Source organism: Vitreoscilla filiformis (assembly GCF_002222655.1).
GTDB classification, from domain to species: Bacteria; Pseudomonadota; Gammaproteobacteria; order Burkholderiales; family Burkholderiaceae_C; genus Ideonella; species Ideonella filiformis.
This window is the reverse complement of sequence record NZ_CP022423.1, coordinates 1,139,152-1,152,355: the sequence shown is the minus strand read 5'-3', so window position 1 is coordinate 1,152,355 and position 13,204 is coordinate 1,139,152. Positions and strand designations below refer to the sequence as shown.

The following is a 13,204-nucleotide window of genomic DNA, read 5'->3' as shown; positions in this document are numbered from 1 at the left end:
GCAGTTGAAGAGAGATGAGATAAACCACCAAACGGCACGCGATAAATCCGGATGACCTCGGATGAAATTGGCAGTTCTCGGATGGAGTGTGTGAAATAACTTTCAGCCGGTGAAAATGAAAAAGGGCGGCCAACTTTGCCGCCCTTTTGCTTTGCCCGCCTGAGCATTACAACGGGAACTGCCCTTGCCGTTCATCCATCGGCGGCAATCCTTGCTCTTTGCGCACTGCGTCCATGGTGTCGCTCAGCAGTTCATACAGGTAGGTTTCGGTCAGACCGTACTCTTGTGCCAGCTCTTCGACCCGGCGCGACGAGAACGGGCGAGCGGTAGGGCTTGGTTGACTGTACGCATTGAGAATGGCGCGATTCCGTGCGCTGAGAGGCTTGGTCAGGTCGATGGCTGCGGGGATGTACAGGTGAGTGCGAGCGTACATGTTGCACATCCCCACTGCGATTTCTCGCCCAATGGTCGTAGCAGTGTCTGGCGCCATACCGCGATCAGTCAGTACTCGGGCTGCCACGGCCGTCAAGTTCTCAATGAACAGATACGGCTTTTTGCGAGTCATGCCGCCACCTCAATCGGCTTGGCCTTGCGGATGGGCGTTGCCAGTGGCTTAGCAATCGCCTCATCCACCTTGCGCCCCAGCGCTGCGCTGGCGCTTTGCCATGCGCGCCACCACGGCGCCCAACTGGCGCTGTTAGCCGCACGTTCGGCGAACACCAATGCATCACGGTAGGCGGGAGGGTCTTGGCGCATCGTCGGGTTTTCCAAGGCGGCACGCATCTTGGCAACATCGGCGCTCATCGGGCGCACAGCCCAGAACTTCAGCGCTTCAATCACGTCGGACTTTTGCTGTGACGTGAGCCAGTGCAGATCTTCGACCCCGACTTGACGCTTGATGTAATGCGCCAAGGCGCGCTCGCTTGAATCACGCACTTCGCCCAGCACGTATAAAAACAGCCACAGCGCCCGGATTTTTGTGGACGCTGGCGAGCGCTCCAGCTTGCGCCGCCCGGAGCCTGGCGCTGGGGTGCCCCCCTTGCCCGTGCGCTTCCACCCCAGCTCACGCTCAAACAACGTGGTCAGCAGGTGGTACTGCTCAGCCCGCGTGAGTTGGGTAGCCGACGTGCGGCCACCAAACATGCGCGCCATCCGTTGGCGATATTCGGCCTCGGTCATCACGCCCGACGCATCAGCCCAGGTGCGTGCAATGCCCAACAGTTGCGTCAGCGGCGCGGCCTTTGAGGCCTTGGTTGTAGCTGTGGCTGCGGTTGCCATCACAGTCCTCCCAGGTGAAACACACTGCGCACTGCGCGGATCGGCACCTTGGCTTGCCAGAACCAAGATGGGATAACGCGATGCACGAATGGGGGTTCATCGGTCTCGTCCAGGGTCATGGTTGAGCGAAAGTCGGAGGGGGGAACCGACCGCAGTGGCGCGGCCACGGCAGCAGCGGCCGCTCGCGTTTTGACGTTGGACGATAACCAGCGATCTGGCACCAACTGCCACATACCGGACGAATGGAGCGCACACCCCTTGGCACAGGCGCGGGTCAACTCGCGTTGGACATCGTGACGTGAATGACCAATGGCAGTGTGAATGCGGGCCAATGACGATGTCAGATCAGGGCACCCCATAAGAAACGTCAGCGCTTTGTCCAACACGCTGCCCTCATGAGTCAGCAGGCAGACGGGCCGGGTTTGAACTGGTGCATCGGCGGCGACCCACACTGATTTTGGTTCGGGTTCTATTTGGTAAACCAACTTAGCTGCCAACAGAGGCCGAAAGAGGCAAGCCAGTTGGTGTACGTTGATGGGGGAACCAAGCTCAATCATGCGGGCAATCAGCTCGCAGGAGTACAGCGGTTTGCCGGCTTGGCGCAGTACCGACAGCACAGATGCGCGTTTGGAGTTGGGCGCCGGGGTGTAGCGGGCAGATGTTGTGTACATGACAGCCCCCCAGATCAAATGGCCGACCAGTCCAACACGATGGGCACGTATTTGTTCGTGGCCCCCACGCGCTCATAGACCCGGATGTAGCTGCGGCTGCCCGTGACCATGATGCATTCGGCGATGACATGCATGGCGCGTTGCCAGCGCGGGTCGGGGAAATTGAAGCGGCGCAGGCTCAACACCTTGGCCACCGACACCCGCCCCTCTTTGTCCACCTGGAAGGCGTCTTGCGCGATGGCCGCCAGCTCCGGGCGCACGCCCTCAGCGATCCACTCGTCGATGCATTCGCTGATCAGGTTCTTGGCGACTTGCAGACGCTCATCAAACACGATGCAGTCCTGAATGGCCCGTTCGACTTTGTACTGACCATCGAACGAGCGCAGGCTCACATTGCCCTTGTTGCCGCCCCAGGTGATCTCGTACTTCTCAGCGCTGATCTCGCAGAACGCCTGAACGGCATCAAACGTCTTGCGTTTTTTGGCTTGGGTCAGGGCTTGCAGTTCTTTCAACTCGGCCACGATTTCGCGCACCGTTTGATCGCGCAGCTTGTCGATGTCTTCGACCATGGCTTCGGGGATCAGTCGGCCCTGCGGGTCTTGCATGTAGCCGGCGGGGATGGTGGAGGTTTGTTGCGTGCTCATGATGTTGCGGTTGTTGTCGAGGGAAACTTCGCCGGTAGCCGACCGGCAACGGGGCGCATGGGCGCCGGGGATCACACGCGCCAGATGCGTCTGAGCCTGGCGCGCAGTCGAGTGCGCTGGATGGTGGTCTCGGACAGCATCTGGGCCAGCTCGATGCGCAGTGCTGCGCTGTAGTTCAGCTCGGTCTGGATGTGCGTGCGGTACACCGCTTCACGGCGGGCCAGCGTGGCCAGTTGGTGTCGCAGCCACACCACTTCCAGGCGATACAGCCAGGAGCGCACAGCCCAGGCCAGGGAGGTGGCGGTGTTCATGCCATCCGCACCACGTCAGCAGTCACCACCGGGGCGCCCAGCTCGGCGGCCTGATTCAGCGCCCGGTTGGACAAATTGTTGATGGCCAGCGGGTAGATGTCGCCTTGCAGCCGCGTGGCCAGGGCCGCGATAGCGTCCAGCTCGAACAGTTCGCCCAACTCCCGACCACAGTAGGCTTTGACGCGGTGGGCCATGTAGGCGGCCAGGTCGCCCGACTTCACACCCAGCGGGCGCAGTTCGACGATCTCGGTGCGTTGCAGCACTTCGCGCACATCGTTCTTTTGCAGTTTGTCGGCCAGCTCCTGGTGGCCCACCATCAGGATGCCCAGCAGTGGAGCCCGACCCACGCGCATGCGCTCATGCAAACGCTTGAACTGGTTGAGGGTGGTGGAGGGTGAGTCGTGCGCCTCTTCCAGAACCAGTACATGCGCCCAGCCCGCCTTGCGATGTTCTTCCAGCAGTTTCAACACTTGGCGGGTGCGCGCCTCGGAGGTTTGGGCCACGGTGGCTTTGGGGTCGAGGTCGAGCACGATGGCCGCCAGGATGTCGCTGCTCTTGAGCGGCTTGCCCTTGGTGTCTTTGTCGGCCATGCCCACCACGCTGGGGGCGATGATCTTGAGCAGTTTGTTCTCGCGCTGGATGCGCTCTTTCAGGTCGCCCAGGATGGTGGTCTTGCCTGAGCCACTCTCGCCTACCAGGGCCAACATGCGGGCGTTGAGTGCGGCTTGCCACACCATTTCGCGCACGAACCGGATTTCGGCATTGGCGAACAGGTGAGCGTCTTGTGTCACCTCGTCGTCGAACGGGCCGGTGAACAACTTGAAGTGCTTGCGAGCGTCGGTGGTCAGGCTCTGTTTGGCGATCAGCATGGTGTCTTCCTGGTTGGGTGTGGTGCGGGTGTTGGGGTGGGTGCCAGCCCGATGGGCGCGGCGCAGCGGGGGCAACAGAGAGGGCTTGTCGGTGGTGCTGGGGGCGGTTTGGGTGGCATCCGGTAGCGGCTCGAACAGGTGATCAAGCTGCTCGGTTGGCACGCCCAGGTCAGCGAGCGAGCGGGTGACGGCCTGGCGCAGTTCGGCCTGATCGCGGCGCTTGGGCCACTGCCCATGCAGCGCCAGTTGTGACAAACCTGCCGGTGAAATGCCCGCCGGTTCAGCCACTTGGCGCAGGCTCAACCGCGAGGCGGTCAGCACGGTGTGCAGGCGCAGGGGGTGGGTGTTGGGGGTCATGACTTGAACCCCTCAAACCTGTGAAAACGTGCGTTTGCGGTAGACGGTTCCCACCAGCACCATTTCCCCAGGCCCCGTGCGCTTGTAGATGGCTGCGCGGCCTTCGTGCTCGCTGGTTTCAATGAACAAGCTGCGCGGCAGGGCGCGGATTGCATCCTCCAGAGCACCAATCGCGGCCCGCTCTTCTGGGGTGGTTTCGTCGGTCTTGAGGGTCGAAGTTTGCTGTTCTTCAAACCGCTCCAGCAGCAGCTCAGCCGGCGTTTTACCGGTCGCGGCCTTCACGGCACGGGTAATTTCTTTGATGCTCTTGCTCATCACAAACCTCCCACCGCACGCAGCGGCATCGGGGCCACGGGCTGGGCAGCGGGTGCGCTTGGCGCCAGTTGCTCGGCCAGGGTTTCGAGTTGGTCTTCGGGCACGCCGTCGGCGCCGAACCGGGCTTGCACCCAGCCGTACACCTGGGGCGTGTAGCGCTCGCCCAGGCGGCGCTTCAGCTCTTGGCACGCCTCGGGCACCGTCAGGCGGCGGGTGGATACCGCCCGGTCTTCCACCGCCACTTGGTGCCCGCGCTTGGGCATGTAAGTGGGCAGTTGGGCGGCATCCGCCTTGTGCATGGCAAACGGGTCAACCTGCCCGGCAAACACAAGGCCACCCTTTTCTTGGCGTTCCTTGGCTTCGTCCAGCGTGTCGCCGCCGTAGGCGGTTTGCACCACCGCATCCCGGTTCACGTCCAGCAAGCCACGCGGCGCGGCGCGCAGTTCCTGGCCGCGCTGCGGTGCGTCGGTGGCGTATCCGGCACTGGTGAACGTCACCGCCTCGAACGGCATCCACGCCAGGCGCCCGGTGCTGCCGTCCACATAGCCAACCTCGACGCTGGGCGGGTGGTACGGGTCGGCCACCACCGGCACCATGTCCCCAGCCTTCACGCCCGGCAAGTGGCGCACGCGGTAGCTGTGGCGGCTCACCTTGCCATCGGCCCCACGCAAGGCGAAGGTGATCTCCAGATTCGTGTCCACCTTGCGCTTGATCGGGTGCGCCCGCATCAGGCGGCGCATCACATCCGCCGGGGGAGCGATGCGCAGTTGGTCAGCGGTGATCGTCAACCATTGCGCATGGCGCGGGCGCCCGTAGCGGCTGTGGTTCTTCGTGCCGCAGTACCAGTGGCTCCACAGCAGCGCCTTGTCGTTCAAGTCGTCCAGGCTGGCCACTTTGGCAAAGCGCAGGCTGGCCAGCTCGAAGTGGATTTCCACCAGGTGGTGGGCCTTCTCCACGCTGCCGTTGGAGCGTGAGCGGTGACGCTCATGCACCAGCACCTTGGACTTCAGGCGCTCGCACAGGTTGAGCACCGGCGCCGAGGTGTTGGCCGCACCTGGGTCGAACTCCAGATGCAGCGGCACCCCGTGCATCGGGTGGCGTCCGCCCTTGTCACCAAACGCCCAGATCAGAAACTCACCCAGGTTGGCCGCTGATTCACTGCCCAGGTAATACCGGGTCAGGAAATCATGGGAGTTCACATCGGCGGCGGTATACCGAATCAACCGTTCTTCCTGGACGCGGGTGATATTCGCCGGCTTATTCTTGTAGAACTTCTTTTCGTCCATCACCTGCAACCCGGTGGCGTTGCTGAGGTAATAAACAACGCACACCGATGCATCCACTTGCCAGAACTGGTTCGGGTGCTCCGTGGCCACCTGAATCGCCGGCTCCGGCAGGCGCAACTGGTCGGGGTGCAGCCCGGCTTCGCGCAGCAGCACCAGCAGCCTGCTGGTGGAAAGCTGGGTGCTGATGAGCCCCACCGTGTCGTGGCGCAGCAGCTCCACCGCGTCATCGGCGGTCATGCGGTTGATGCCTTTGCGTCGGAAGGTGCCCATCAGCGCCGCGCTGATCTTCATCAGCTCATCGTGGGTCACGCCACGCTTGCCCGCATCGCTGCGGCGCTTGCGCCCCGTGTCCCGGCCGAGCTGCTCGGCCAGTAGGCGGTGGATGGTGCTGCGCGTCACGCCAAGCTGCGCCGCCGCCTCATCCGCAATGGCGCCGCACTCGCCGTGCGCGGCCTTGTCCAGCCGGGTGCGTACCTCGTGCAGGTACAGCACTTGATCGGCTGAAATTTGATGGCTCGGAGGCATGGTGCCCGCTCCTTGTGTGGGGGTTACGCCTGGGCGGTGGCAGCGGGTTGCCCGATCGCCAACTTGCCGCCCAGGGCGTTCATCAAGTCGGCCAACATGCGTTGCAGCTCGGCGGTCATCAGCACCGCATCGGTGCGCCAAACCTCCTCGGCGTCAGGCCAGCCGGGGCCGCCCGCCGTCTTGTTCTCTTCCAGCACCACATCGGTGAGGGCCACGTTCCGCAGCGTCCAGGCATCGGTGAGCACAAAGGTCATCCGGGTATCCCACTCCAACGCCAGTTGCTTGGCGGTGTAGCCCTCACGCACATGGGCACGCACTTCGTCCGTCACCAGCGAGTGGTTGACGTAGCGCACCTTGGCGCGGGTTTCGTCCTGACGGTGCAGCTCGGCGGAGCGGCCCAGGCACAGGCCAAACGACCAGGGTGCATCACCGCTGCCCAGCCAGGTGGACATGGCCGCAGCCGGGGAAACCTGCGTCTGCACTGGCGTCACCACAAGGCCGGGGATCATCCGCACCAGCGCCGTCACGATGTCCGCGCCGCGCTTGGCGCTGGCGCAGTCCAATGCCAGCCAGCCGTTGTCCGTGTCCAGCCACACCAGCGTGGTTTCTTGGAGGGCAAACGCACGGGGCAACAGCTCAAACTTGGCTGCTTCGGCCAAATCCTTGGCAGCCGTCTTGCCGGGGCGGCGCCCGGTTTCCTTGTAGATGGCCTCGGCCATCTCTGCCACCCGCGCCTTCAGCGCCTGGGTGGGCACCTTCTTGGTTTCGGTCTTGTAGGCCAGCATCCAGCCGTGGCAGAACAACGGCTGCACCAAAGCGCCTCGGGTCGCGCTCGGGTCGGCCGGATCAACCCAACCAGCCGAATGTTCCTTGGCCGGCTCGCAGGGGCGGAACTCCTCGCGCACCAGCGCAGGAATCAGGTCGGCGCACCGGGCAGGGTTGGTGCCGGTGATGGCGTACAAAATCAGGTTCTTGAACATGGTCGTTTCCTTGGGCGAGGGTTGTCAGGCTTGGGCGGGGGTGACGTGGCAGGGCACCCAGGCGCGGCCCTGCTTCAGGGCGCCAATGGCCAGCGCTGCATCCATTCCGGCCTGGGTCACTTGGTAGAGCAGGCTGTGGTCGTTCAAATACGGCTTGCAGCACATCAGGCCCTTGGCTTCCAGTTGCTGGGCCAACTGCGCATCGGCACCTCCTTTGCGCACCACAAATGAGTTGCGGTAGGCCGATTGCCGGCGGCTCAGGCCGGTGCAGTCCAGCAGCGCCCGGCGCTGTTGTTCGTTGAGGGAGCGGATGTCAACGGTGGTGGGGTTCAGGCTCATCGTGGTTCTCCTCACGCGGTGGTGTCATCACTGGGTTGCTGCCAGGCGGCGTTCATCCAGGCGGGGCGGGTGCCCAGGGCGTCGTCGCTCACTTCCACTTCCAGGCCGTGTTCAATCACCACTTCGCGCAGCGTGACCACCACGTAGGTCAGGGCTTGCAGGGCTTTGGTGCGCAGGGCTTGGTTGGTCTGGTTGGCGCAGATGTCAGCCACCACCACGCCCAGGCGGCGGGCGCTTTGGGCGCTGGCGTCGGCGGCCTTGGCCAGCTCTTCCAGGGCGGCGTCTTCGGTGGCGCTGCGGGTGCCCAGTTCGGGGTTGGGCGTCCAGGGGCGGGCCAGCTTTTCTTTGGCGGCGTTCAGGTCGGTGCTCACCTGGGCCAGCACGGCGTCCTTGGCTTGCAGGGTCTTCGTGGCGTCGTCCAGCTTGGCTTCGAGATCCGCCTTTTGCTTGGCGTGTCGTTCCACCAGTTCTTCGGCCAGGTCGAGGAAGGCGGCTTTGTCACCCGTCTTGGCTGTCTCGATCAGCAGGGTCTTGGCGTCTTCGGGCAGGCGGCGGTACTGCTTCATGTCCCGGTAGCCGATGCCCATGCGGGACATGCTTTCCAGAGCCTCTTCGCCAAAGCTTTGCAGGTTTTGCAAGTCGAGATCGACCTTGTCTTTGGAATAACCCAACAACTCGCAAAACTCCTCCCAAGTTCCGCGTAATGCCGAACCGTTCGGCATTTGCTTCCCCGCAAGTTGTTGATAAAGCTTGTTTTCTCGGACGAATGCCAGCTTAGTCAGCCGAACCGTTCGGCTAAATTTGGCAATGGCATCCGCCATCTGGGCTTGCCCAAGAAGCTGGTTCAGCAAGTCACGTTCTGCACTGGTGCCGGCTTGCAACGCGGCCAGCGTGTCGGCGGCGGCGCGGTCGGCATCCAGGGCGCCGGGGGCGAGTTCAACCAGGCGGGTTTCACTGCGGGGGGTAGGGGTGCGGCTCATCGCAGGGTCTTTCAATCAAGGGTGGGAGTGGTTGAAGGGGGAGCGGAAGGCGGCTGCATGCCGCGCATGGCCTCAAGAAAGGAGTCCCCGCCGCTCCCGGCCCCGTCGTCGAACAGGCGCAGGGTGGTGGCCATGCCCTCCAGTGCTGTCTCGGCCAGGCGGTTGGCGAACACCGTGATGCCCGCCATCACATCCAGGCAATGCACCTGCTCCTTGCCAAACACCTCCACCGCCCGGTGAGACAGCGCCAAACACAGCAGCGTGGACAGACTCAACTCCAACCGCTGATCGGCCCGTGGGACTCGGTTGGACATCTCCAGGCTGATGAACGCCAACTGCGCGGCGCCCAGAGGAATCTCTCCCAACGGCTTGGCGCACATGCCGCCAGGCGTTGGCGAAACGCTGCCGGATGGCAGAGGGAATGCGGGTGTGCTCACGGTGCGCTCCTTGCAGATGTGGATGGGTATCAGTCGAGACGTGGGGATTGCGGGACGGGGCAGCCGCAGGGCTTGCCAGTGCCACCGCCCACAGCAGGGCGGCAACACCTTCGAGCAGCGCGCCTTGCAGCAGCGAGCCACCCAACCCGATGACGGCGGGGCTCCACCCCGTCAGCTCGGCCAGTCGGGCGTCCACCGGGTCGGTGGCTGCCCGCTGGCGTTGCGTGTCAGCGGTTTGGGCGTCGGCTGCGAGTTGGCGGCGCAGCTCGCCCACGCGCTGGGCTTGTTGCGCCGTCTGCTCAGCCGCTCGCAGGTGGGCCACTGCGGCACTGGCCCCCGTGGCAGCAGCGGTGCAGCGGCCAGGCGTGGTGCTGTCACACAAGCGTTGGGCCGCTTGGGCACGCTCGGCCTTGGCTTGCGCCTTGGCCAGCGCGTCGCCCGCCTGAGCCAGGGTCGGCGTGCCAGCCAATGAGGCCAGTTCGTCGCGGGCCACTTGGGCGGATTGGCTGAGCGTTACCTCTGCCGTGGCCCGAGCATCGCCCGCCCGGTGTCCGGCGCTGGCGTACCAGTGCGCCTGGTTGTAGAGCGTGGCCACCAGACACAGGCCCGCGACCAGCCACGCCATGCGCCAACCTCGCAGGGCCAGCCCAGGCAGCAGGTTGCAGCCCAGGGCCAACACCGCAGCGGTGACGACGTGCAGGCCCTTGTCCGTCGCGGTGCTGCCGCGTTCGACGGCCGCCAGAGCGGCCATCGTCAGGCTGGCGCCCGAGGCCATGGTGGCCAGCACCACCAGCGCGGCGCGGCTGGTCGGGGTCATGGGGTGATGAGGGACGGCCATCATTGCGCGCTCCCCAGGTAACGGCTGGTCAGGCTGTCCAGCTCGGTGCGAGCGCGTTGCAGGTGTTGCGCTGCGGTCAGGCCGATGCGTACCGGGGCCACACCCAGGCGCCAGCGGCCGGTGTCAGGGATGCGCTCGACCCAGTGCTCGGCTTCGAGGGCCGGCATCACTTGGCTGATCCAGCTCGGCGCCACCTTCAGGCGCTCGGCCAGGTCGGCGGGAGAGAGGCCATGCACTTCGTGGCCGGCCAGGGCTTGCAGGGCACGCAGGGTTTTATCCACCGAGGTGGGCATGCGAGCGGAGGAGGCAGAGACGGGGCTCATGCGTCGTCCCTCCCCACGTCGTGCAGCAGCTCGGTGAACATCTGGTGCGTCACGTTGGAGGTGAAGCACAACAGGGCGCGATCCGGGCTGATGAATTCCCAAGGGGTGCCGGGTGTACCGACTTCCAGCCAGCAGCGGGTGGGAGACAGCCACGCTGTGCCGTCACCTGCGCGGCGGGTGTGCATGGCACGGGCGTCTTGCACGTCGCTCAGTTGCAGGGCCCAGCCGGGCACGTTCAGTTGAGCCGCTGCGCGTTGGCGCAGGATCAGCCGGACGGTTTCGGCACTGAAGTTCTCGTTCAGTTCGGCGAAGGCCCACAAGGTGCGGGCCAGGGGTTCGTCCACGCGATTGACACGAGCGCGCCACAGCACGCTGTAGACGTTGATCGGTTCGGTGGGGTGGGTCATTGCGCCACTCCCCAATTCAGGCACATCTGCTTGTTACCGGCAATCAGGCGCTCGGCGGTTTCAGGGAAGTAGCGCAGGCGGATGAACTCCACCGGGTTGATGAGGCCCACAGCGATCATTCGGCGGATGGCGTAGCCCACGCTGGTGGCGCTGCGTTTGAGCATCTGCCCCACCTGGGCGTAGGTGTGGCCGTCGAACACCAGGCGGCGCACGTCTTGCCAGTGCGGGCGGCGGCTGAACCAATACTTCTCGGCTTGCGTCAGTGGCTTGACGTAGTTGCCGGTCATCAGGGCGTCGTAGGCGCGCACCACCTTGAGGAAGAACTCGGGGCTGATCCACATGGCGTAGCTGTAGACCAGCTCTTTGCACACAAACGTGCCGCGTGACTCGTATTGCCCACCTCGTTGGTCGCTGATGGGTAAAGCAGGAATTCCTGCTTTACTTTGGAAAGTGACACCCGAAATTTGGGTATCACCTTGCGAAACATCTTCTGCACGTAAAGCAGGAATTCGGGCTTCACTTTCCAGCACAGCAAGCTGTGCTTTCGTCGCCTTGTTCGCCAGCCACAGCGAAGGGCGATGCCGGTTGTTGTTGCCTGCCGCCTTGTGCAAGTCGTTCAGGCAGTAGCGCCCGGCGCTATCGCGGCGGATCGCGGTGTTGAGGATGGAGAGGTCGTTCATGGCATTGGCTCCAAAAATAACGAATAAATCAGGGGGTTAGGCGCGGCTTCCAGGGCGCCAGCGGCGCGGCTACGTCGTGGCTTGGCGGCCCGACGCCGTGGCAGGGCGTTGGTAGGCCGGGGCGTTGACGGCACACACGCTGCGCGTCAGCTCGCCGGCCTTCATACCCAGCAACACGGCAATGCGGTGGCTTTGGCCCCGGTGGCAGGGCTTGCGTCCTGCCAGGATTTCGTAAACCAAGCTACGGCTGACTTTGTGCTCAGCAGCCCAGGCGGAAATGGAGACGCCCTTGGCCTCAAATTCGGCGCGCGCCGCCTGGGGCGGCTTGAGCCATTGGGTGGTTTTGGTGGCGGTGCTCATGGGTGCAAAATGGTGTGAAGTGGTGTTGTGTCGAAAGGGAGAAAGATGGAAAACGTTTTTACAGAAGCCGACCGGCGGGCGCTGGTGACTGCGCTGGATGCGATGCAGGCCCAGATTCGTGATCTGGAAACCGACCATGCAGCGCTACAAGGTGTGTTGACGCTGCTAGTTCGTCTGCTGGGGGCAGAAGGGGTGATCAGCGTCGGCCAGTTGGTTCAGGAGACTCGCCAACTGGCTGAGACCCAGCCGGGCGAGCCAGAGTGGCAAGAGCGGCTGCAACAACTTGCTGGCGTTCTTGACGTGCTTTCTCCCGCTCTGAAGTCGAAATTGGCACGTAAAGGGGCGCCGGCCCGTTGACGGTGTGTTTGGCCCACGCCGCCACCTGGCCGCGTAACCGCAAGTACCTCAGCACCACCTTGGCGGCATAGAGGGAAAGTGTCTTGTGCATGCGTTCTCTCCTAAGGGCTAACCCGCTTCGCTGGGTGTGCGTTGTGCGGCGTTGGTGTGATTGTGGGGTAGTTAACTACCCTATGCAAGGATTTTTTTGATGAGTGTTGGAAGTCGTTTGATCGAAGAGCGAAAACGCCTTGGGATGTCTCAAGTAGCGTTTTATGAGGCTTGTGGGGTGTCAAAGAAGGCGCAGTTCAACTTTGAGAACGATGACAACCTGCCAGGCGGTGCGTACCTCATCGCAGCAGCGGAGCTTGGTGTCGATGTGCTCTATGTGCTGACAGGGAGGCGAGGAACGCCATCTGTTGCCGGCCCTGTTCTGCGTGATGGTGAAGCAGAACTGCTTGAGGGTTATAGGGCGCTGGATGCAAGGGGACGATTGAGCGTCAAGGCTTTTATTGCAGGAGTTCCATCAGGCGGTATGAGCGGGCAATCTAACGGTGGCCATGTCATCCAAGGGAGTAGCAATGTGGTAATAAGCCATACAGCTCCGACGCCTATACGGCGGCGGGCGAAAGTATCTGAAAAATAAAATGAGCACATTCGAAAAAACTCTTGTGACGCAGCACTTTGCACGAGCACTAGATCCATGTAAGCGCCCATACACCAAAAGCACTCTAATTGATCAGTGTGTTTGTGGTATTGCAAGTCGCGGGCGAGATGCCACAATTGATGCTTATATGAAAGGGGTGAGAGGAGAAAAAGTTAGGAATAGAAGACGTATGTTTCCAGCAGGCCCTTTGGGTGAAATTTTATGGGGAGGAACTAATGGTGAATTGATGTACGTACGATTTCCGGCTGCCGAAACGTTAGAGGCTCTGGGGGAGCGGCCAAATAAATTACAAGCGCTTGCACAATATTTTTGTGATAAATTAAACCAAAATCATGAAATAAACCCTCAGCTATCGCATATTATGCAGATCGCCATGGAAATTACCACGGTAAAAATTCATGACAGTGTTATTGAGGTGTTGTGGAAAGAAAGGCAGAGGCAGCCGGAATTTATGCGAAGCGTTTTTGTATTAATTTTAGAGATAGTGAAAATTGAAGATATTGCAATGCGTAGTCGCTGGAAAGAGTTTGACATCAAAAAACTACGGGCGACACGAATAAATGATTAGACTCGCATCCCCGCCGGGCGGGCTGGGTGGATT

At 62.5% G+C, this 13,204-nt stretch carries 19 protein-coding genes; 3 read left to right on the top strand and 16 right to left on the bottom strand.

Annotation, left to right across the window (positions count from 1 at the left end; translation table 11 throughout):
- Window positions 1-166 precede the first annotated feature (166 nt).
- The 16 genes from VITFI_RS05420 to VITFI_RS05345 form a co-directional block, all read right to left on the bottom strand.
- The gene (locus VITFI_RS05420) at window positions 167-565 is read right to left on the bottom strand and encodes a Mor transcription activator family protein (RefSeq protein WP_089415258.1); all 399 of its coding nucleotides are present in this window, start codon (window positions 563-565) and stop codon (window positions 167-169) included.
- Complete coding sequence (locus tag VITFI_RS05415; RefSeq protein WP_089415257.1) at window positions 562-1,278, bottom strand: regulatory protein GemA; 717 nt, start codon at window positions 1,276-1,278, stop codon at window positions 562-564. The genes VITFI_RS05420 and VITFI_RS05415 overlap by 4 nt, the downstream gene beginning before the upstream one ends.
- Window positions 1,278-1,949, bottom strand: a complete 672-nt coding sequence (locus tag VITFI_RS05410) for a hypothetical protein (RefSeq protein ID WP_089415256.1) — start codon at window positions 1,947-1,949, stop codon at window positions 1,278-1,280. The genes VITFI_RS05415 and VITFI_RS05410 overlap by 1 nt, the downstream gene beginning before the upstream one ends.
- 14 nt (window positions 1,950-1,963) lie before the next feature.
- Window positions 1,964-2,593 (bottom strand): DUF3164 family protein, encoded by a 630-nt coding sequence (locus VITFI_RS05405; RefSeq protein WP_089417880.1) that lies wholly within the window; start codon window positions 2,591-2,593, stop codon window positions 1,964-1,966.
- Window positions 2,594-2,664: 71 nt separating this feature from the next.
- Complete coding sequence (locus tag VITFI_RS05400; RefSeq protein ID WP_089415255.1) at window positions 2,665-2,904, bottom strand: hypothetical protein; 240 nt, start codon at window positions 2,902-2,904, stop codon at window positions 2,665-2,667.
- Complete coding sequence (locus tag VITFI_RS05395; RefSeq protein WP_089415254.1) at window positions 2,901-4,130, bottom strand: ExeA family protein; 1,230 nt, start codon at window positions 4,128-4,130, stop codon at window positions 2,901-2,903. The genes VITFI_RS05400 and VITFI_RS05395 overlap by 4 nt, the downstream gene beginning before the upstream one ends.
- 12 nt (window positions 4,131-4,142) lie before the next feature.
- Window positions 4,143-4,445 (bottom strand): hypothetical protein, encoded by a 303-nt coding sequence (locus tag VITFI_RS05390; RefSeq protein ID WP_089415253.1) that lies wholly within the window; start codon window positions 4,443-4,445, stop codon window positions 4,143-4,145.
- The gene (locus VITFI_RS05385; RefSeq protein WP_089415252.1) at window positions 4,445-6,256 is read right to left on the bottom strand and encodes a DDE-type integrase/transposase/recombinase; all 1,812 of its coding nucleotides are present in this window, start codon (window positions 6,254-6,256) and stop codon (window positions 4,445-4,447) included. Before VITFI_RS05385 ends, VITFI_RS05390 begins: the two co-directional genes overlap by 1 nt.
- 23 nt (window positions 6,257-6,279) lie before the next feature.
- Complete coding sequence (locus VITFI_RS05380) at window positions 6,280-7,236, bottom strand: recombination-associated protein RdgC (protein ID WP_089415251.1); 957 nt, start codon at window positions 7,234-7,236, stop codon at window positions 6,280-6,282.
- Between the two features lie 24 nt (window positions 7,237-7,260).
- Entirely contained in the window at window positions 7,261-7,575 is a 315-nt protein-coding gene (locus tag VITFI_RS05375; protein ID WP_089415250.1) for a hypothetical protein, read from the bottom strand.
- Window positions 7,576-7,586: 11 nt separating this feature from the next.
- Window positions 7,587-8,555, bottom strand: coding sequence for a hypothetical protein (locus tag VITFI_RS05370; RefSeq protein ID WP_089415362.1), 969 nt, complete (start codon window positions 8,553-8,555; stop codon window positions 7,587-7,589).
- Window positions 8,556-8,627: 72 nt separating this feature from the next.
- Entirely contained in the window at window positions 8,628-9,833 is a 1,206-nt protein-coding gene (locus VITFI_RS05365) for a hypothetical protein (RefSeq protein ID WP_157725500.1), read from the bottom strand.
- On the bottom strand, window positions 9,830-10,153 hold the full coding sequence (locus VITFI_RS05360; RefSeq protein WP_198301549.1) for an IclR family transcriptional regulator: 324 nt from the start codon (window positions 10,151-10,153) through the stop codon (window positions 9,830-9,832). The genes VITFI_RS05365 and VITFI_RS05360 overlap by 4 nt, the downstream gene beginning before the upstream one ends.
- Window positions 10,150-10,560 (bottom strand): hypothetical protein, encoded by a 411-nt coding sequence (locus VITFI_RS05355; protein WP_089415359.1) that lies wholly within the window; start codon window positions 10,558-10,560, stop codon window positions 10,150-10,152. The genes VITFI_RS05360 and VITFI_RS05355 overlap by 4 nt, the downstream gene beginning before the upstream one ends.
- Window positions 10,557-11,240 (bottom strand): KilA-N domain-containing protein, encoded by a 684-nt coding sequence (locus VITFI_RS05350; protein ID WP_089415358.1) that lies wholly within the window; start codon window positions 11,238-11,240, stop codon window positions 10,557-10,559. Before VITFI_RS05350 ends, VITFI_RS05355 begins: the two co-directional genes overlap by 4 nt.
- 69 nt (window positions 11,241-11,309) lie before the next feature.
- Window positions 11,310-11,600: a DNA-binding protein gene (locus VITFI_RS05345; protein ID WP_089415357.1), complete on the bottom strand. Its 291-nt coding sequence runs from the start codon at window positions 11,598-11,600 to the stop codon at window positions 11,310-11,312.
- Between the two features lie 45 nt (window positions 11,601-11,645).
- On the opposite strand from VITFI_RS05345, the gene VITFI_RS05340 reads away from it, so the two are divergent.
- The 3 genes from VITFI_RS05340 to VITFI_RS17845 all read left to right on the top strand — a co-directional run bounded on the left by VITFI_RS05340 (window position 11,646) and on the right by VITFI_RS17845 (window position 13,171).
- Window positions 11,646-11,957: a hypothetical protein gene (locus VITFI_RS05340; RefSeq protein ID WP_089415356.1), complete on the top strand. Its 312-nt coding sequence runs from the start codon at window positions 11,646-11,648 to the stop codon at window positions 11,955-11,957.
- A gap of 190 nt (window positions 11,958-12,147) precedes the next feature.
- Window positions 12,148-12,582 (top strand): helix-turn-helix domain-containing protein, encoded by a 435-nt coding sequence (locus tag VITFI_RS17850; protein WP_157725499.1) that lies wholly within the window; start codon window positions 12,148-12,150, stop codon window positions 12,580-12,582.
- 1 nt (window position 12,583) lies between these two features.
- Complete coding sequence (locus tag VITFI_RS17845) at window positions 12,584-13,171, top strand: hypothetical protein (RefSeq protein ID WP_157725498.1); 588 nt, start codon at window positions 12,584-12,586, stop codon at window positions 13,169-13,171.
- Window positions 13,172-13,204: the final 33 nt, after the last annotated feature.